Origin of the sequence: Haloarcula montana (assembly GCF_035666295.1) — an archaeon.
Taxonomy (GTDB): Archaea; Halobacteriota; Halobacteria; order Halobacteriales; family Haloarculaceae; genus Haloarcula; species Haloarcula montana.
Genome location: NZ_CP142027.1, coordinates 1602330 through 1618446 on the forward strand (window position 1 = coordinate 1602330; position 16117 = coordinate 1618446).

A 16117-nucleotide genomic window follows, 5' to 3' on the forward strand; every position below is an offset into this window, starting at 1 on the left:
CTGTCTCAGAGGCGGTCGGCGACGTCCTCGGCGAAGTACGTGAGGATCAGGTCCGCGCCGGCGCGTTTTATCGACAGTAGCGACTCGTAGGCGACCGATTCGAGGTCGAGCCACCCCTTCTCGGCAGCCGCGTGTAACATGGCGTACTCGCCGGAGACGTTGTACGCGGCGACGGGGTGGTCGTGGTGGTCCCGGACCTGGGCGACGATGTCGAGATACGGCAGCGCGGGCTTGACCATCAGCACGTCCGCGCCCTGCTGGACGTCCAGGTCGACCTCCCGGCGGGCTTCGCGGGCGTTCGCGGGGTCCATCTGGTAGTGCCGGCGGTCGCCGAACGCGGGTGCGCCGTCGGCGGCGTCCCGAAACGGGCCGTAGAACGCCGACTCGAACTTCGCGGCGTAGCTCATGATCGGCACCTCCGTGTGGCCGTCCTCGTCGAGCGCTCCGCGGATGGCCCCGACCATGCCGTCGATCATCCCCGAGGGTGCGACCATGTCGGCCCCGGCCCGGGCGTGGCTGACGGCGATATCCGCCAGTAGCTCCAGCGTCTCGTCGTTCCGGACCGTCAGCGTCGGGTCCTCTGCGGCGTCGTCCTCCAGGACGCCACAGTGGCCGTGATCGGTGTACTCACAGAGACAGATGTCGGTGATGACGTAGGCGTCGGTCTCGGCGGTGATGCGACGGGTCGCTTCCTGCACGACGCCGTCCTCGGCCCAGGCCCGGGAGCCCCGGTCGTCTTTGGACTCGGGGACGCCAAAGAGCATGACGGCCTCGACGCCGGTCTCGCGGATCTCCTCGACGCGGGCGACGGCCTCGGAGACGGGGACCCGCTCGTGGCCCGGCATCGTCTCGATGGGGACCCGCTCGTCGGTCGTCGCGTCGACGAACACCGGGGCGATCAGGTCCGACGCGGCCAGGTCGGTCTCGCGGACGAGCGGCCGGACCCCGTCGGTCCGGAGCCGTCGCGGGCGACGTGTCATGTCCATACCTCCGGGTCGGGCGCTCGGAGCCATGAACCCACCGCTTGGGACACAGGACAGAAACGATTTACCGGCAGCCCCACCAGACAGCGGTAGATGGCGACCGATACGAGCCGTGGCCCGGTCCGCACCTTCGCGGAGGACTACGGCCTGCTCGTGGTCGCTGCCGGTTTCGCCCTGCTGGGCGTGGCCGGGATCGCCCTCTACGTCTTCGGCGATACGGCGTACGCCGAGCGGTTGCTCGAACGGTACGGGCTGGCCGCGCTCTTTCTCGTCTTCGTCCTGGAGGGCGCGATGTTGCTGTATTTCGCGCCCAGCGAGGCGCTGGTCCCGGCGGCGGTGGCGATCCTCGCACGGACCGGCGGGGGGTACGACTTCCCGAGCGTCGCCGCGATCCTGGCCGTCGCGGTCGCGGGCGCGACCGTCGGCCAGACCGCGCTCTTCCTGCTGGCAAAACGGGGCGGCCGCGAGTGGCTGCTCGACCGGCCGTGGTTTCGCGTCAGTGAGGACCGACTGGACCGATTCGGTCACATGTTCGACCGCTTCGGCATCCTCGCTGTTCCGCTGAGCAACATGCTGTTGCTCACCCGCGGGATGTTGACGGTGCCGGCCGGCGTCGCGGGGATGGAGACCCGCCGGTTCGTCGCGCTCTCAGCATTGGGGACGCTGTCGTTCGAGGTGCTGCTTGCCGCGACGGCGATGGGCGTGCTGGAACTGGTCTGAGCTGGCCGTGGTAGGGTTTACACGGGAGAAGAGACTACGGTATCGTATGGCAACCTCGGTGGAGGTCGACGAGGAGACGAAAGACCGCCTCGAACGGCTCCAAGCGGAGATACGGCTCGAAACGGGGACAACCGTCACCCAACCGGAGCTGCTGGACCGAATCGTGGCACGGGAGTTCGCCTCGAGGGACGCGCTCGTCGACTCGTTCCGGGACGACTGGGAGGGGTTGTCCGACGCCGAGACCGAACAGTGGCTCGCAGGGACAGCGGAGTCGGGCGATCCAGCCGCCGAGGAAGACATCGACAGGGCACTGTCCGACGAGGCGGTCGAGGAGTGACCGTCTTCGTCGACACTGGTGTGTTCTACGCACAGCAGGACGAAGATACAGAGCGCCACGACGCCGCAACGCGAGCGATGCGGGCCATCGCTGGCGGCCGGTTCGGGCGCCCTGTCACGAGTGACTACGTCTACGACGAGACCGTCACGCTCACGCTGTCCCGTTCGAACGATCCGGAGCAGGCCGCAGCGGTGGGAGATCGCATCCGTGGTCACGGCAGGTTCCCCGAAGTCGTGCGGCTGCTGTTCGTCGGTGGTGAGCGGTTCCACGATGCCGTCGATATCAGACGGACGTACGACGACCAGGCGCTGTCGTTCACCGACGCGACGACCGTCGCGCTAGTCCAGGACCGCGATATCGACCACGTGCTCTCGTTCGACGACGACTTCGACGGGATCGTCGATCGGCTCGACCCGACGGCCCTCTAGTCGACCGTCTCGATACGCTCGCGCAGCCAGTCGGTCGCCGCTTGAACCGCCTCGGGATCGTCGCCGGTGACGGTCACCCGTCCCGGCGTGTCCGCTTTCCGGGGATAGCTCCCGACGGCGACGCCGAAGCGCTCGCGGGCCTCGGTGACCTGGGTGACGACGGCGCCCTCGGGGGCCGGCGTGTGGATCGTCTCGATCGTCCGGTCGCCCCCGAAGTCGTCGGCGACCGTCGCGAACATCGCCCGGAGTTCCTCGGGGATTCCCGGCAGGACGTACACCCCGTCGACGACACAGCCGGCGGCGAAGCTCTCGTCGGTCAGCAACGGCTCGCCCTCCTCCGGGATGGCGGCCCACGCGTCCAAGTCCAGCTCCATCTCGTAGCGGTCGACCAGCTCGGGGTTGTCGGTGGCGAACCGCTCGGCCTTCGCTTCGAGATGGGCTCGTACGTCGTCGGGGACGACGAGGTCGCGGTCGAACGCCCGCGCGACGGCGGCCTTGGTCACGTCGTCGGGGGTCCCGCCGATACCGCCGGTCACGACGACGGCGTCAAACGCCGTGTGGTACCGCTGGACAGCATCGGCGATGACGCTCTCGTCGTCCGGGACCGTGAGAATCCGGGTGACCCGTGCCCCTGCACCGGAGAGTCGCTTTGCGAGCCACGTCGCGTTCGTGTTCTCGGTCTCGCCGGCGAGCAACTCGTCGCCGACGGTCACCAGTGCCACGTCCATACCTACGTCTCGGGGTCGGCGGCGGTAAGGATGGCGACGACTGGTTGCTTCCCCGACAGATACTTACCGCTCGGACCGCAGGTTCCACGCCAATGGACGAGAAGACCGAGGACCTCCGCGAGCTCTTCATCGACGTCTCCGGCGAGGAGCGCGTCACGGAGTCCCAGGAAGACACCCGGGGATCACTGGCAGACGCGGACGGAACGTCGGTGTCGGAGCGACTCAGCGCTGTCGTCTCCCGGATGCGCGAGCGCTACGAGTTCCGGACCGACCTGGACGACGAGCAACTGGTGGCGGTGGTCCGCGGGTTCTACGAGGGGGAGAGCGACGCGGCGCTTGCCGATCGGCTCGACGCCGACGAGGACACGGTCGTCCGCGCCCGGCTCGACCTCCACCTGCTACGGGAGGCCGACGACGACGTGCCCTTCGACGTGTCCGCGTTCCGCAAGCGGGTCGTCAACGACGACGCGACCGACGCCGACCTGGCCGCCGAGTTCGGGGTCGAGGAGTCGGCTGCGACCCACTACCGTACGGTCGTCGAGGCCCAGGCCGCCGCCCGGCGGGTGAGCCATCGCTTCCAGAGCGAGTTCGAGGACGTGCTGACGGAGGCGGGACTCTCGACACAGCACACCGCCGCGATCCGGGAGAGCGGGCTGGAGGAGGCCACCGAGGACATCGACTCGCTGGACTCCGACGCCGACGTCTCGATGTGAACCCTTTTCTCGGAAGCCGGGACCAGACCCGCCGTGTCACCCACCGACACCCACACGTTCCGTGAGTTGGAGACCGCAGCCTACTGCCCGCGAAAGCTCTACTACCGCCGGCGCGACGGGCCGCCCGACATTCCCGACGAGGTGGGCCGAGTCCGCGACCTCGCTTTCGACTACGAGCGACTGCTGGCCGACGACGCCGCGTTGCTTGCCGCACCGATCGAGGTCGATCCCGCGACGGTCCGAGAGCGCCTCCGGCGAGCACGCGACCGGCTGGACGCCTGGGACGAACTGGTCGACCCACTCGGCCGGGATGTCCGCCTCGACGGCAAAGACGCCCGTGGCGTCGCACACAAACTGGTCGACGGTTCCGAGGGTCCGGCTCCCTCGTTCGTCTTCGCCGGCTCGCCGCCCGACCGGGGGGTCTGGGAGCCCCAGACCGTCAGGCTCGTCGCGGCGGCGAAGGCGCTCGCTTGGGAGCGTGAACGTCCGGTCGAACACGCCTACGCCGAGTACCCGGCCCACGGCGTCGTCCGTCGGGTCGAGGTGACGGCGCGACGCGCCGGCGTCTACCGGGCGGCGCTACGGACCGCCGAATCGATCGACGGCCCGCCGGCCAGAGCCGACAGCGACGCGAAATGTTCGCCCTGTGAGTACCGGGAGCAGTGCGGTGTCAGGACCCGCTCGCTGCGGTCGCTGCTCTAGCGGTCGGCGAGCCAGGCCTCGACGGCGTCGGCCCGAGCGCCCCGCCGGTGGATCGTCCCCGTCTCCACGTCGACGACTGTCGAGCCGGTGCCGCCGGTTTCACCGCCGTCGAGCACCGTGGCGGCCCGCTCACGGATGGCATCCAGCTCCTTGGCAGACGTGGCGCTGGGGTTGCCCGAGACGTTGGCGCTCGTCGCCGTCAGCGGCGCGACCGCGTCCAGCAGGTTCAGTGCCACCGGATGGTCCGGTATCCGGATCCCGACCCGCTCGCCGCCGTCGACGAGCACGTCCGGGACGACTTCGCGGCGCTCGACGACCACCGTGACCGGCCCCGGCAGGAACTCGCGTATGAATGCCAGCTCCCGGTCCGTGAGCCGAGCGTACTCCCGGGCGGCCTCGACATCGGGGACCGCCAGAGAGACGGGTTTGTCCCTGGCCCGACCTTTCGCCTCGAAGACCCGCTCGACGGCGTCGGGATCGAGCGCGTCGGCGGCCAGGCCGTACACCGTCTCCGTCGGATAGACGACCAACTCTCCGTCCCGAATGGCCGCGGCGGCGGTCTCGATCTCGCTCATCTCACAACTGTGCTTCGACGACATCGTAGTCGGGGAAGGAGGGCCACTCCTCGCCGACCCAGGCGTACTCGATCGTCCGGTCGTCGCCGAGGACGAACACGGCCGGCCGGGGTTCCGTGATACCAGCCATCCCGTCGGTGTCCATCGCGATACCGTACTGCTCGGCGACGCCGTTTCCGGGGTCCGAGTACAAGCGGTAGTCGTCCGCGATCGCCCGCTCGTTGAGCAGGTCCTTGTGGGCGTACGGCGTCGAGATCGAGAGGCCGACGACCGTCGCGGACTCGTGCCACGCCCGGTCCCGGATCTCGTTCCAGACGTAGGTCGCCGGGAAGGCGCCGTCCATCGGATGGAAGACGAGAACCACGGGGTCGTCGCTCGCTTCGCATACGTCCGAGAGCGCTACGTCCTCCCAGTACTCGTCGTTCACGAGCGGTCGGGTGAAATCGGGTGCCTGCTCGCCCTCGGCCGGCGCGTCGGCGGGACCGAGATCGACCACGTCGAACTCCAACTCCATCAGGCCTCACCTCCCTGCTCGGCTGCCGCCGCCTCGTTTCCATAGGTTCGCTCGATGTATTCGACGATGTTGGCCGACTCGCTCATGGTGATACCGGTGGTCTCGTCGACGATAGCCGGGACGGTCCGCTTGCCGGTCAGGCGCTTGACGACGTCCCGCTCGGAGTGCATCGGTTCGACGAACCGCGAACGGTAGTCCAGGCCGTACTCGTCGAGTGTCCGGACGACACGCTCACAGAAGGGACAGGCCTGCAGTCGGTACAGGGTGATCGCTGGCTCGCTCATACGGGGGGACGTAGGACCGAGCCGAGGGTAAGGGCTTCGCCACTGTCCGACCATGACAAGTCTTAATCCCCGTCCATTACAACTCGAACCGTTGATGGCCCTGGACCCACCTGCGTCGTTCGCGCTGTTGCTCCAGTCTGTTCCGGTATTCGGCGTGGAGATCCCACAGAGCGTCATCGTCTGGACTGGTATCGTCACGATCGTCGTGCTCATCGGGCTCTCGGCGTTTTTCTCCTCCTCGGAGATCGCGATGTTCTCCCTGCCGGCCCACCGCACCGAGGCACTCGTCGAGGACGGGGTCAAGGGCGCCAAGACGCTCCGGCAACTCAAGTCCGACCCCCACCGACTGCTCGTGACGATCCTGGTCGGCAACAACCTCGTCAACATCGCGATGTCCTCGATCGCGACGGGGCTGCTGGGCTTCTATCTCTCCCGTGGCGAGGCGGTGCTGGCCGCGACCTTCGGCATCACCGCAATCGTCCTGCTGTTCGGCGAGAGCGCCCCCAAGAGCTACGCCGTCGAGAACACCGAATCCTGGGCACTGCGTATCTCCAAACCGCTGAAGTTCGCCGAGAAGGTCCTCATCCCGCTCATCCTGCTGTTCGACTATCTCACCCGGATCGTCAACAAGATCACGGGCGGTCGGTCGGCGATCGAGACCTCCTACGTCACCCGCGAGGAGATCCAGGACATCATCGAGACGGGCGAACGCGAGGGCGTCTTGGACGAGGAGGAACGCGAGATGCTCCAGCGGACGCTGCGGTTCAACAACACCATCGCCAAGGAGGTCATGACCCCGCGACTCGATATGACCGCTGTCGATAAGGAAAACTCCGTCCAGGAGGCCCTCGAAACGTGTATCCAGAGCGGCCACGCGCGGGTCCCGGTCTACGAGGGGAGCCTGGACAACGTCATCGGCATCGCCCACATTCGCGATCTCGTCCGGGATCTGAACTACGGCGAGGCCATCGCGAAAGACATCCAACTCGAAGACATCATCGAACCCACGCTGCACGTCCCCGAGTCGAAGAACGTCGACGACCTCCTGACGGAGATGCGGAAAGAGCGCATGCACATGGTCATCGTGATCGACGAGTTCGGGACCACCGAGGGACTGGTGACGATGGAGGACCTCACCGAGGAGATCGTCGGCGAGATCCTCGAAGGCGAGGAGGAAGAACCGATCGAGTATCTCGACGACGACACCGTCGTCGTCAAAGGCGAGGTCAACATCGAGCAGGTCAACGAAGCACTCGAACTGGAACTCCCCGAGGGCGAGGAGTTTGAGACCATCGCCGGCTTCATCTTCAACCGCGCGGGTCGGCTCGTCGAGGAGGGTGAGACGATCACCTACGAGGGCGTCGAGATCCGGGTCGAACAGGTCGAGAACACCCGGATCATGAAGGCCCGCGTCGCCCGCCTCGATCAGGGCGAGGACGAACCCGTCGAAACCGAGGAAGCCTCGACCGAGTAAACTCCTCACGGTCGCTCTCTGCGTTTCTCTCCGGTTCGAGAGCCAGTACTATGTGGCTCTGTCCCGACTGGGACGGCATGACACTGGAGGCGCCCGATCTCTCGGGCAGTACCGCGTTCATCACCGGGACGACCCGCGGTATCGGGAAGCGGATCGCGCTCGCGCTGGCCGATCAGGGCTGTAACGTCGTCTCGACGGGCAAGACCAGCGAGGAGGGCGACTACGGCGAGGACCGCGACCTGGAGGGATCGATCGAACAGACCGCCCGCGAGGTTCGTGAGCGGGGGGCCGAATCGCTGCCGATCCAACTGGACGTGCGTGACCCCGAGGCCGTCCAGGCGGCCGCAGACCAGGCGATCGATCGCTTCGGCACCGTCGACATCGTCATCAACAACGCCAGCGCGATCCAACTCGCGACCGTCGAGGACCTGCCGCCCAACCGCTTCGACCTCCTGACGGAGGTGAACGTCCGGGGGACGTATCTGGTCTCGCGGGCCTTCATCGACCATCTGAAAGGCCTCGACGAAGCGTGGATTCTGACGAACGCGCCGCCGGTGACCGTCGATCGAAGCCCGGGATCGGGGCCGTATCTCTGGTCGAAACTCGGGATGTCGTTCATCACGCTCTCGCTGGCCGGCGAGTTGCGCGGCCACGACATCGGTTGTAACACCTTCTGGCCGGTCACCGCGATCGACACCCGGGCGACCCGACACTTCGGGTTGGGCACCGAGGACGACTGGCGCACGCCCGAGGTCGTCTCGGACGCCGTCCTCCAGATACTGCGTCACGACCCCGGGGAGTTCACCGGCGAGTCGCTGTACGACGAGGACGTCCTCCGGGCGGCCGGCGTCACCGACTTCTCGGCGTACAACCTCACACCCGGCGATCCGGCGCCGACCTCGGCACAGATGATCGACCCCGACTACACGCGCCCGGCGTAGTCACAGCGCGTCGACCAACAGAAAGAGGCCGTAGCTCGCCGCGAACGCCACCGCGAGCGAGCCGATCCAGGCCAGTACCGTCTTGCCCATCTTCGAGCGGCTCACCTCGCCGCCGCCGGCGGCCGCCCCGGAGCCGACGATCGCCGAGACGATGATCTCGTTGAACGAGACCGGCACGCCCAGGAAGACCGCCGCCTGTGCGATGATGAAACTCGGGATCAGCGCCGCGATCGAGCGCCGTGGCCCCAGCGAGGAGTAGTCCTGTGCGATCGCTTTGATCATCCGTGGCGCACCCGTCCAGGACCCCACGAGCAGGCCGATCCCGCCGAAGAGCAAGACGCCGGTGATCGGGATCGCAGCGGTCGGTCCCTCGCCCAACAGCGGGAGGAGTGGGCCGAGCGCCAACCCGACCTGGCTCCCGCCGGCCGAGAACGCGACCAGGCCGCCCAGCACGAGCAGGAAGTGTCGCTGGCCTGCGGCGGGGTCGGCCCGCACGTCCCGGGACAACAGCCCGCCGGACAGCAGCGCTGCCAGCGCCGTCACACCGACGACTGTCGGTAGCTCGGGCGTTCCCGCTGCGGTGGCCAGTGCCTGCGCGACGGAGGCCTGCTCGGCACCCGGCGCCAGCAGGACGAACCGGACGTTCGCCATGATCGCACCGACGAGAGCGGCCAGCGCCGGCACCAGTAGCTCCTCGCTGGTCCCCTCGTGACGCAGGAGCCACGCCGTCGCGAAGGCGATACCGCCGCCGACGAACGGCACCGCGACCCACAGCGAGACGATCTCGATGTACTTCGCGGTCGCGGGCTGGCCGCCCATCGCCAGGCCGACGCCGACGACGGCCCCCGTGACGGTAAACGCCGTCGCGATAGGGTAGCCGGTGAAGATGCCGACCGCGACCAGCGCGGCCGCGGTCAGCAACGCGACGATGGCGGCCGCCGCGGAGAGCCCGCCGCCGTCGGGGAAGACGATCAGCCCGCCCCCCACCGTCTCCGTGACGTTCGCGCCCTGTAACACGGCACCCGCGAGTCCGAGAATCCCGACGAAAAAGCCCGCTCGCATCACCGAGATGGCGTTGGCGCCCACCGCGGGCGCGAACGGTGTCGACCCCGAGGAGCCGGCGCCGATCGTCCAGGCCATGAACAGACTCGCCGCTGCCGCGACCACTAGCGTCGCCAGCACACTCGTCGCGACCATCTACCCCGGCGTTTGCCCTACCGTGCAATGAGCCTACCGCTCGGTGTGGGGAATCTCTACCTGAAACGAAGGGGGTCGTCAGATGCTAGCATACTACAAATCGTCGACGACTGCGTCGGCGGCGTGCTGGCCGCTGATGAGACACATCGGCACGCCGATACCGGGCGTGGTGAACGACCCCGTGTAGTAGAGGCCGTCGACGGCCGAGGAGCGATGGCCCGGCCGGAGCGGACCGGTCTGGCGCAGCGTGTGTGCGAGTCCGAGTGCGGTCCCCTCGGGGTCGTCGTACCGGCGGGCGAACTCCGAGACGCAGGCCTCGTGCTCGACGACGATGCGGTCCCGCAGATCGACGCCGGCGTGGCTGGCCAGGTCCGAGAGCACCCGCTCGCGGAACTGCTCGCGGGCGGGTTCGTCGTCGTCCAGCCCCGGTGCGATCGGGACCAGAACGACGACGGCGTGGTGGCCCTCGGGCGCGACGCTGTCGTCGGTGACAGAGGGGACGTTGACGTAGTAGGCGGGGTCGGTCGGCCAGCGTGGCTCCTCGAAGATGCTCCGGAAGTGTGGCTCCCAGTCCTCGGGCAACACCAGCGTGTGGTGTTCCAGCGGGGAAACGTCGCCCTTGACGCCCAGATAGAGCATGTACGCCGACGGCGCGTAGGTACGGTTCTCCCAGTAGCCCCGCCGGGTCTCCCGGGTCCCGTCGGGCAACAGGTCCCGGTCGACGTGGGCGAGGTTCGCGTTCGCCACCGCAAGGTCCGTCGTCGCCGTCCCGTCCGCCGTCGTCACCGCCACGCCGTCGGGCTCGCCCGCCAGGCCGGTTACTTTCCGCCCGGTCCTGATCTCGACGCCCAGTTCCTCGGCCAGCCCGACCATTCCCTCGACGACGCTGTAGATGCCCCCGTCGGGGTAGTAGACGCCCAACTCGAAGTCGACGTGGCTCATCAGGTTGTACAGCGCCGGCGTGTTGTACGGCGATCCGCCCAGGAACACCAGCGTGTACTGCAGCAACTGGCGCAGTTTCGGGTGGTCGACGTAGTCGGCCACGTGGTCCTGCATCGAGCCCAGGAACGTGAGTCCGCGGGCCGATCGGACCACCTCCGGGTCCAGGAAGTCCCGGAGCCGCTGGCGGTCCTCGTAGACGAACCGCTCCATCCCGACCTCGTAGGTGTGTTCGGCTTCGGCGAGGTATTCGTCCAGCGCGTCGTCGGCACCGGCCTCGTAGGACCGGAACACCCGCCGGTTGTGGTCCATGTCCGGGCGCATGTCGACGCTGTCGGCGACCTCGCCGTCGGCTCCCCCCTTCCAGACGACCCGGTACTGTGGGTCCAGGTGGACCAGGTCGTAGTAGTCCCCGGGGTCCCGGTCGAAGTGGCCGAAGAAGCGCTCGAAGACGTCGGGCATCAGGTACCACGAGGGACCGGTGTCGAACGTGAACCCGTCGTCCTCGATGCGGTTCGCGTGGCCGCCGGGGCGGTCGTGGCGTTCTAGCACTGTCACGTCGGCGCCGGCGTCGGCCAGATAGCAGGCCGTCGCCAGGCCGCCGAAGCCCGCGCCCACGACCGTCGCCGACCGACCAGCGAGCGGTGCCGCCGCCGCTGTCACGTTGGTTCCCATCACTGCCGGCTAGGGACACGACCGGGGTAGGTCACAACCCGTCGTTCTGTGGGTCGGGACACCCCCGCCTCTCGCCACCACTCACCTATGCCGATCGGTTGCATGCGGACGGTGATGCGACTGCCGGGACCGCGCTGCCTAAACCGCTCGGGCGGCGATCTCTGGCTGTGACCCACACCGAGCGGCTGTTCTCGGGCTACGGCGGGCGGATGCTCGTGACCCTGAGCGTCGCCTGGGCCACGCTCCAGTTGGGACGGTTTCTCCTGCCGCCGCTGTTGCCGTCGATCATCGCCGACCTGGGGACGACGACGGTCGTCGCCGGCCTCGCCCTGGGCACGCTCCAGGCGGTCTACGCCGTCACCCAGTTCCCCAGCGGTCGGCTCTCGGATCGGTTCACCCGTCCGTCGCTGGTGGTTCCCGGGTTGGTCGTCCTCACCGCCGGCTTCCTGGTGGTCTCGGGGACGACGACCGTGTGGTTGTTCGTCGCCGCGGCGCTCCTTCTCGGCGTCGGGAAGGGGCTGTTCGCGGTCCCCTCGCGTGCGCAACTATCGGACCTGTTCGTCCGGCGTCGCGGGCAGGCGCTCGGGTTGTACGCCGCCGGGACCGATGTCGGGGGGATTCTCGCCTCGGTCGGAGGCGTGATCGTCACCGGCGGCGGCGCGACCATGGCGGTGGTCGGTCTCGAACCGGTCCCGGGACTGGACTGGCGGACGCCGTTCGTCCCCGTGGCGGCCGTCCTGGGGCTGATCTGTCTGGGCTACGTCGCCTGGAACCGCGACCCCTACCGGATCGGTCGGACGAACGTCGAACTCCTCGCGACGATCCGACGGCTGGCGACCACCCGCCGGCAGCGGGAGGCACTGGTCGCGTTCGCGCTCTTCTATTTCGTGGTCGGCGCGTGGGTGAACTTCCTCCCGGCGTATCTCACCGACGGGAAGGGCTTTCCCGAACCCGTCGCCGCGGGGTTGTACGCCGTGGTGTTCGTCGTCGGCGTCGTCGTCAAACCCACGGCCGGGGCGCTCTCCGACCGGGTTCCCCGCCGGGCTGTCGGGGCCGGCGGCCTCCTGCTCGGCGTCGCCGCGCTGGCGGCCGTCGTCACGACCGACTCGCTGATCGCTGTCGGCCTCTCAATCGCCGCCTACGCCGTCGGCTACAAGACGGTATTTCCCGTCGCCGATGCCACGCTGCTGGACGCCGCGCCCGCCGACAACCTGGGTGCGGATTTGGGGGCCGCGCGGGCACTGTTCCTCGGTGTCGGCGCGCTCGGACCGGTGTATATGGGCTGGCTCGCCGCCGTCGCGAACTACCGGCTGGCCTTCACTGGCCTCGCCGGCTGTCTGGTAGTCGCAGCGGCGCTCCTGCTCCGTGGCGTGGTCGGGAGCAAGCCGGCCTGAGGCGTCACGCGGCGGTCGGCCAGCTCGCCCTGGCGTCTGCGATGCTGGAAGCCGACGCAGACTGCATGAATGCAGCCTTAGTTCGTCTTGGCGTCTGCGATGCTGGAAGCCGATGCCGCTCGCACGGCGGCGAGCTTAGTTCGTCTTCGCATCGGTCTCCTCGCCCGGTTCGACCGCATCCACCCCTTCCGCGGCCTCGACGGCCTCGGTCACTTTCTCGGTGTCGACGTGCCAGCGGTCGACGTCCTGATCGTAGTCGGCGAGTTGGTTCGAGACCCGGAGCTTGAGGTCGTCGTCGTTGACGTTGACCTCGAAGACGTATTCGGGGTTGTCCTCGCCGTTGATCCGCTGGAGGTTCGCGCTGACGAGTTCGTTGTCGAAATAGTAGGGCGCGATCTGTGTCATCACGTTCCGGTAGACGGCGTCTTCGACCTTCCGCAGCGCCTTCCGGCCGGCCGAGTCGGCCGCCCGGGCGACGTAGTCGACGGACTCGCCCCACTTGTCGATCGCCTCGTCGGGTTCGTCCAGGTTCTCGTAGGACTCGCTCAGTTTCTCACCGGCGGTCTGGAGGTCCTCGTCGGGGTCTTTGCCGGCCTGCTCGCCTTTCCCCTCGTCGACGCTCGCCTGCTCTGCGGTCTTCTCGTTGACGTCCTCGTCGAGCCGTTCGTGGCTCTTGGGACGCCAGTCGTCGAACTCCGCGAGCGCCTCCTCGTCGACAGCCAGTTCCTCGTCGCCCGCGAGGTCCTTCAGCGCCCGGGTGATCCGCTCGCCGTGTTCGACGACGGCGACCCAGCCCCCTCGCGTCTTGAAGCCTGAAACGCTCTCTTCCATGTCAGCCATTGTCGAATCGGGTACTGATGGGTCGGGCAGTCTCGGCTGCTGTACGCTCCATCGTGTTCTGTCCGTGTATTCGCTCCGACTGGTTAAGCGTTTCCGCCCACCCGTCGACCGGCGGCTTATCCCCGTCGGACTCGTACGACCGACGATGCCATCCGCACTGTTCGTCGTCAGCGAACACGGCTACTGGGGAGAGGAGTGTATCGAGCCGCTCACTACGCTCACCGACGCCGGCCTGGAGATCACCGTCGCCACGCCGTCCGGTGATCCACCGGTGCTGGACGAGCGCTCCGTCGACCCTGCGGAGGTCGGGGAGGAGACCGCCGAACACGTCCGTTCGGTCCACGACTCCGACGAGCGACTCAACGACCCGACACCGATCGCTCGGGTCGAGGCAGCCGATTACGATGCCGTCGTCTTCCCGGGCGGTCACGGGACCGAGTGGGACGTCACCCAGGACAGCGACGCTCGCCGACTGCTCCGGGACGCCGTCGAGGGCGAGGACGGGACAGCCCTCGTCGTCTGTCACGCCGTCGGTATCCTCGCGTTCACCAGGGACAGCGACGGGGACATGCTCGTCGCCGGCCGGTCGATCACCGGCTTCCCCAACGCCTGGGAGGAGGGGATCGTCGACGAGGACGACCTGATGCCCGACGGCCGGAAACTCCCCTACTGGGTCGAAGACGAGGTCAAAGCCGCTGGGGCTGAGTGGGACGCGGAACTCGACGCCGACACGAGCGTCACCGTCGACGGCGATCTGGTCACCGCCCGCGGGCCGCCGTCCTCGGCCCGGGCCGCACGGACCCTTCTCGAGGAACTCGGGGTCGAGGTACCGGCCTGAAAAACGGCTGCTCACCGGACTGTTGGGCCTGGGCGGCGGCGAGGTCACGCTCGTGATGGATCTGGGACTCCGTGCGGTCGGTATGGTCCTCTTTGCCCTGCTGTTGTTCAAGAACCGCCAGCGCGGGAGAATCCCGACCGAGCAGTCCGGCGCCGCCGAACCCACCTAAGTAGAAACTGTTTACCACCAGCCTACTGTAGCCCCGATATATGGCCATAGAACAGCGTGGCGACGCCTCCGTCGTCACCCACGCTCTCGCGCAGGACGAACTCTCGAAGCTCCGCGACGTTGGAACCGAACAGGTCGAATTCCGAAAAGGATTGGTCCGTCTCGGACGGCTCTGTGGGTACGAGATCGTCGACGGACGGATGGAGACCGAGTACATCGAGATCGAGACGCCGCTGACAACGACGATGGGTGAGCGCGTCAAAGGGCTGGACGACGTCGTCATCATCAACGTCCTCCGTGCGGCGACACCGTTCGTCGAAGGACTGTTGAAGGCGTTTCCCCGTGCCCGACAGGGAGTCATCTCCGCCAGCCGCGACGAGGAGGCCGGGATGGACACCGACGGCGAGTTCCCCATCTCGGTCGACTACGTCAAACTGCCCGAGATCCGCCCGGACGATACCGTCATCGTCGCCGATCCGATGCTCGCGACGGGGTCGACGATGTGTGCAGTCCTGGAGCATATCACCGGGACGCAGACCGAACCGGAGACGCTGCTTACGCTCTCGGCGGTGGCAGCCCCGCCGGGGATCGTCCGCGTCTCCAATGCCTTCCCCGATATCGACGTGTTGACAGTCGCTATCGACGAGGAACTGGACGACGACGGGTTCATCGTGCCGGGACTGGGCGACGCCGGCGACCGTGCGTTCCGGACCGACTGAGCGCGCGGACCGAAACATCTTTTACCGACATGCGAGAACGAGGAGCACTGCGATCCTTCGCCGCCGTTCCACGGTCTAACCCCTTTGTTTCGACTGGAGACCGCTGTACGTCGTCGGGAGTTCGTTCCAGACGAACCATCGACGATTCCGTGTGGCGTGTGACCGCCCCGCTCACCCGCTGCAGTCGAAGGTGGTCCGACGTACGCCCCGATAGCCGACCGCGTCCAGACGGCCGGCGTCGACGTGTGGTCGCCGTACTCGACGGGGGCCGGGTCGAACAGACGCCCAGCCACGTTTGTGGGACGGGAGCTCGGAGGGTTCAATACCCCTCGATGTCGGCGCGGCCGCTCGTCGCGCTACGGATCTCGTCGCGCAGGGCCGCCCCCTCGGCGGCGGGAACCCGTACTTCGAACCGCACGTCCGCTTCGTAGGCGGCGTCGAACTCCACGCCGGCGGATTCGAGCAGGGCGCGGACGCTGCCCGAATCGTCGTACTCGACCGTGACCGAGAACGTCTCGTGGGGGACCTCCTCGACAACGCCGGCGGCGTCGACGCCGTCCTTGACCGCTCGTGAGTAGGCCCGGGCGAGTCCGCCGACCCCGAGGTTCGTCCCGCCGTAGTAGCGAGTGACGACGGCGACGACGTTCTCGATCTCTCGCTGTTGGAGGACGTTCAGCGCGGGCTTGCCGGCGCTGCCGCTCGGCTCGCCGTCGTCGCTGGAGTACTCCCGGAACGGGTCTGATCGCACGCGATAGGCCGGGACGTTGTGGGTCGCGTCGTCGTAGGCCCCCTCGATCTCCGTGACGAACGCTTCCGCCGCTTCGGTTGTCGTCGCCGGGGCGACGTGGCCGATGAACTCCGACCCCTGAACCTCGAAGCGCGCCTCGGCCCGCTCGGCGACGGTCCGGTAGCTATCTGTCACGGCTGACGGTACCGGTGGCGGGCGAA

At 67.8% G+C, this 16117-nt stretch carries 20 protein-coding genes; 11 read left to right on the top strand and 9 right to left on the bottom strand.

All coding sequences use genetic code 11. The features are described 5' to 3' along the window. Positions 1–5 precede the first annotated feature (5 nt). Positions 6–986, bottom strand: a complete 981-nt coding sequence (gene hemB / locus VJ109_RS08300; protein WP_324755927.1) for a porphobilinogen synthase — start codon at positions 984–986, stop codon at positions 6–8. Between the two features lie 90 nt (positions 987–1076). On the opposite strand from hemB, the gene VJ109_RS08305 reads away from it, so the two are divergent. Genes VJ109_RS08305 through VJ109_RS08315 form a run of 3 tightly spaced genes read left to right on the top strand, consistent with a single transcriptional unit; the run spans position 1077 to position 2468 of the window. Beyond that, positions 1077–1703 (top strand): DedA family protein, encoded by a 627-nt coding sequence (locus VJ109_RS08305; RefSeq protein WP_324755928.1) that lies wholly within the window; start codon positions 1077–1079, stop codon positions 1701–1703. 46 nt (positions 1704–1749) lie between these two features. Beyond that, the gene (locus VJ109_RS08310) at positions 1750–2040 is read left to right on the top strand and encodes an SDR family oxidoreductase (protein WP_324755929.1); all 291 of its coding nucleotides are present in this window, start codon (positions 1750–1752) and stop codon (positions 2038–2040) included. Then, on the top strand, positions 2037–2468 hold the full coding sequence (locus VJ109_RS08315; RefSeq protein ID WP_324755930.1) for a type II toxin-antitoxin system VapC family toxin: 432 nt from the start codon (positions 2037–2039) through the stop codon (positions 2466–2468). The genes VJ109_RS08310 and VJ109_RS08315 overlap by 4 nt, the downstream gene beginning before the upstream one ends. Here VJ109_RS08315 and VJ109_RS08320 read toward each other — a convergent pair. After that, positions 2465–3196, bottom strand: coding sequence for a competence/damage-inducible protein A (locus VJ109_RS08320; RefSeq protein ID WP_324755931.1), 732 nt, complete (start codon positions 3194–3196; stop codon positions 2465–2467). The two genes, VJ109_RS08315 and VJ109_RS08320, sit on opposite strands and share 4 nt — an antisense overlap. Positions 3197–3288: 92 nt before the next feature. On the opposite strand from VJ109_RS08320, the gene VJ109_RS08325 reads away from it, so the two are divergent. Together VJ109_RS08325 and VJ109_RS08330 are read left to right on the top strand one after the other, a co-directional pair. Next, positions 3289–3909 carry a conditioned medium-induced protein 4 gene (locus VJ109_RS08325; protein ID WP_324755932.1) on the top strand — a complete coding sequence of 207 codons (621 nt, stop codon included), beginning with the start codon at positions 3289–3291 and terminating at the stop codon, positions 3907–3909. A 33-nt stretch (positions 3910–3942) separates the two neighbouring features. Further along, positions 3943–4611 carry a CRISPR-associated protein Cas4 gene (locus tag VJ109_RS08330; protein WP_324755933.1) on the top strand — a complete coding sequence of 223 codons (669 nt, stop codon included), beginning with the start codon at positions 3943–3945 and terminating at the stop codon, positions 4609–4611. Here the strand turns inward: VJ109_RS08330 and VJ109_RS08335 are convergent. The 3 genes from VJ109_RS08335 to VJ109_RS08345 are packed head-to-tail and all read right to left on the bottom strand — an operon-like array spanning position 4608 to position 5984. Continuing rightward, positions 4608–5186 carry an L-threonylcarbamoyladenylate synthase gene (locus tag VJ109_RS08335; RefSeq protein ID WP_324755934.1) on the bottom strand — a complete coding sequence of 193 codons (579 nt, stop codon included), beginning with the start codon at positions 5184–5186 and terminating at the stop codon, positions 4608–4610. The genes VJ109_RS08330 and VJ109_RS08335 overlap by 4 nt on opposite strands. A 1-nt stretch (position 5187) precedes the next feature. Next, positions 5188–5700 (bottom strand): redoxin domain-containing protein, encoded by a 513-nt coding sequence (locus VJ109_RS08340; protein ID WP_324755935.1) that lies wholly within the window; start codon positions 5698–5700, stop codon positions 5188–5190. After that, positions 5700–5984 carry a glutaredoxin family protein gene (locus VJ109_RS08345; protein ID WP_324755937.1) on the bottom strand — a complete coding sequence of 95 codons (285 nt, stop codon included), beginning with the start codon at positions 5982–5984 and terminating at the stop codon, positions 5700–5702. The genes VJ109_RS08340 and VJ109_RS08345 overlap by 1 nt, the downstream gene beginning before the upstream one ends. 94 nt (positions 5985–6078) lie before the next feature. Here VJ109_RS08345 and VJ109_RS08350 point away from each other — a divergent pair, with 94 nt between their 5' ends. Together VJ109_RS08350 and VJ109_RS08355 are read left to right on the top strand one after the other, a co-directional pair. Next, positions 6079–7458, top strand: a complete 1380-nt coding sequence (locus VJ109_RS08350) for a hemolysin family protein (protein ID WP_324755938.1) — start codon at positions 6079–6081, stop codon at positions 7456–7458. A gap of 77 nt (positions 7459–7535) precedes the next feature. Further along, the gene (locus tag VJ109_RS08355; RefSeq protein ID WP_324755939.1) at positions 7536–8399 is read left to right on the top strand and encodes an SDR family oxidoreductase; all 864 of its coding nucleotides are present in this window, start codon (positions 7536–7538) and stop codon (positions 8397–8399) included. Here the strand turns inward: VJ109_RS08355 and VJ109_RS08360 are convergent, their stop codons facing one another. Together VJ109_RS08360 and crtID are read right to left on the bottom strand one after the other, a co-directional pair. Then, the gene (locus VJ109_RS08360) at positions 8400–9596 is read right to left on the bottom strand and encodes an inorganic phosphate transporter (protein ID WP_324755940.1); all 1197 of its coding nucleotides are present in this window, start codon (positions 9594–9596) and stop codon (positions 8400–8402) included. It abuts the gene before it with no gap. A 93-nt stretch (positions 9597–9689) separates the two neighbouring features. Next, positions 9690–11210, bottom strand: coding sequence for a bifunctional phytoene desaturase/3,4-desaturase (crtID, locus tag VJ109_RS08365; RefSeq protein WP_324755941.1), 1521 nt, complete (start codon positions 11208–11210; stop codon positions 9690–9692). A 167-nt stretch (positions 11211–11377) separates the two neighbouring features. Here crtID and VJ109_RS08370 point away from each other — a divergent pair, with 167 nt between their 5' ends. Further along, positions 11378–12604 (top strand): MFS transporter, encoded by a 1227-nt coding sequence (locus VJ109_RS08370; RefSeq protein WP_324755942.1) that lies wholly within the window; start codon positions 11378–11380, stop codon positions 12602–12604. A 135-nt stretch (positions 12605–12739) separates the two neighbouring features. On the opposite strand, the gene VJ109_RS08375 is transcribed toward VJ109_RS08370, so the two are convergent. Next, complete coding sequence (locus VJ109_RS08375) at positions 12740–13444, bottom strand: DUF5828 family protein (RefSeq protein ID WP_276178509.1); 705 nt, start codon at positions 13442–13444, stop codon at positions 12740–12742. A 145-nt stretch (positions 13445–13589) separates the two neighbouring features. On the opposite strand from VJ109_RS08375, the gene VJ109_RS08380 reads away from it, so the two are divergent. The 3 genes from VJ109_RS08380 to upp are packed head-to-tail and all read left to right on the top strand — an operon-like array spanning position 13590 to position 15169. Next, a complete protein-coding gene (locus VJ109_RS08380; protein WP_324755943.1) occupies positions 13590–14282 on the top strand; it encodes a type 1 glutamine amidotransferase domain-containing protein in 693 nt (230 codons plus the stop codon). Positions 14283–14304: 22 nt separating this feature from the next. After that, on the top strand, positions 14305–14451 hold the full coding sequence (locus VJ109_RS08385; protein ID WP_324755945.1) for a hypothetical protein: 147 nt from the start codon (positions 14305–14307) through the stop codon (positions 14449–14451). A 40-nt stretch (positions 14452–14491) separates the two neighbouring features. Continuing rightward, positions 14492–15169 carry a uracil phosphoribosyltransferase gene (gene upp, locus VJ109_RS08390; protein ID WP_324755947.1) on the top strand — a complete coding sequence of 226 codons (678 nt, stop codon included), beginning with the start codon at positions 14492–14494 and terminating at the stop codon, positions 15167–15169. A 319-nt stretch (positions 15170–15488) separates the two neighbouring features. Here the strand turns inward: upp and VJ109_RS08395 are convergent, their stop codons facing one another. Beyond that, positions 15489–16091, bottom strand: coding sequence for an IMPACT family protein (locus VJ109_RS08395; RefSeq protein ID WP_324755948.1), 603 nt, complete (start codon positions 16089–16091; stop codon positions 15489–15491). Between the last annotated feature and the right edge of the window lie 26 nt (positions 16092–16117).

Excerpts from the sequence above, each read along its gene's own strand:
- hemB (WP_324755927.1), bottom strand. The coding sequence starts at position 986 with ATGGACATGACACGTCGCCCGCGACGGCTCCGGACCGACGGGGTCCGG.
- VJ109_RS08305 (WP_324755928.1), top strand. The coding sequence starts at position 1,077 with ATGGCGACCGATACGAGCCGTGGCCCGGTCCGCACCTTCGCGGAGGAC.
- VJ109_RS08310 (WP_324755929.1), top strand. The coding sequence starts at position 1,750 with ATGGCAACCTCGGTGGAGGTCGACGAGGAGACGAAAGACCGCCTCGAA.
- VJ109_RS08320 (WP_324755931.1), bottom strand. The coding sequence starts at position 3,196 with ATGGACGTGGCACTGGTGACCGTCGGCGACGAGTTGCTCGCCGGCGAG.
- VJ109_RS08325 (WP_324755932.1), top strand. The coding sequence starts at position 3,289 with ATGGACGAGAAGACCGAGGACCTCCGCGAGCTCTTCATCGACGTCTCC.
- VJ109_RS08335 (WP_324755934.1), bottom strand. The coding sequence starts at position 5,186 with ATGAGCGAGATCGAGACCGCCGCCGCGGCCATTCGGGACGGAGAGTTG.
- VJ109_RS08340 (WP_324755935.1), bottom strand. The coding sequence starts at position 5,700 with ATGGAGTTGGAGTTCGACGTGGTCGATCTCGGTCCCGCCGACGCGCCG.
- VJ109_RS08345 (WP_324755937.1), bottom strand. The coding sequence starts at position 5,984 with ATGAGCGAGCCAGCGATCACCCTGTACCGACTGCAGGCCTGTCCCTTC.
- VJ109_RS08350 (WP_324755938.1), top strand. The coding sequence starts at position 6,079 with ATGGCCCTGGACCCACCTGCGTCGTTCGCGCTGTTGCTCCAGTCTGTT.
- VJ109_RS08355 (WP_324755939.1), top strand. The coding sequence starts at position 7,536 with ATGACACTGGAGGCGCCCGATCTCTCGGGCAGTACCGCGTTCATCACC.
- VJ109_RS08360 (WP_324755940.1), bottom strand. The coding sequence starts at position 9,596 with ATGGTCGCGACGAGTGTGCTGGCGACGCTAGTGGTCGCGGCAGCGGCG.
- crtID (WP_324755941.1), bottom strand. The coding sequence starts at position 11,210 with ATGGGAACCAACGTGACAGCGGCGGCGGCACCGCTCGCTGGTCGGTCG.
- VJ109_RS08375 (WP_276178509.1), bottom strand. The coding sequence starts at position 13,444 with ATGGCTGACATGGAAGAGAGCGTTTCAGGCTTCAAGACGCGAGGGGGC.
- VJ109_RS08380 (WP_324755943.1), top strand. The coding sequence starts at position 13,590 with ATGCCATCCGCACTGTTCGTCGTCAGCGAACACGGCTACTGGGGAGAG.
- upp (WP_324755947.1), top strand. The coding sequence starts at position 14,492 with ATGGCCATAGAACAGCGTGGCGACGCCTCCGTCGTCACCCACGCTCTC.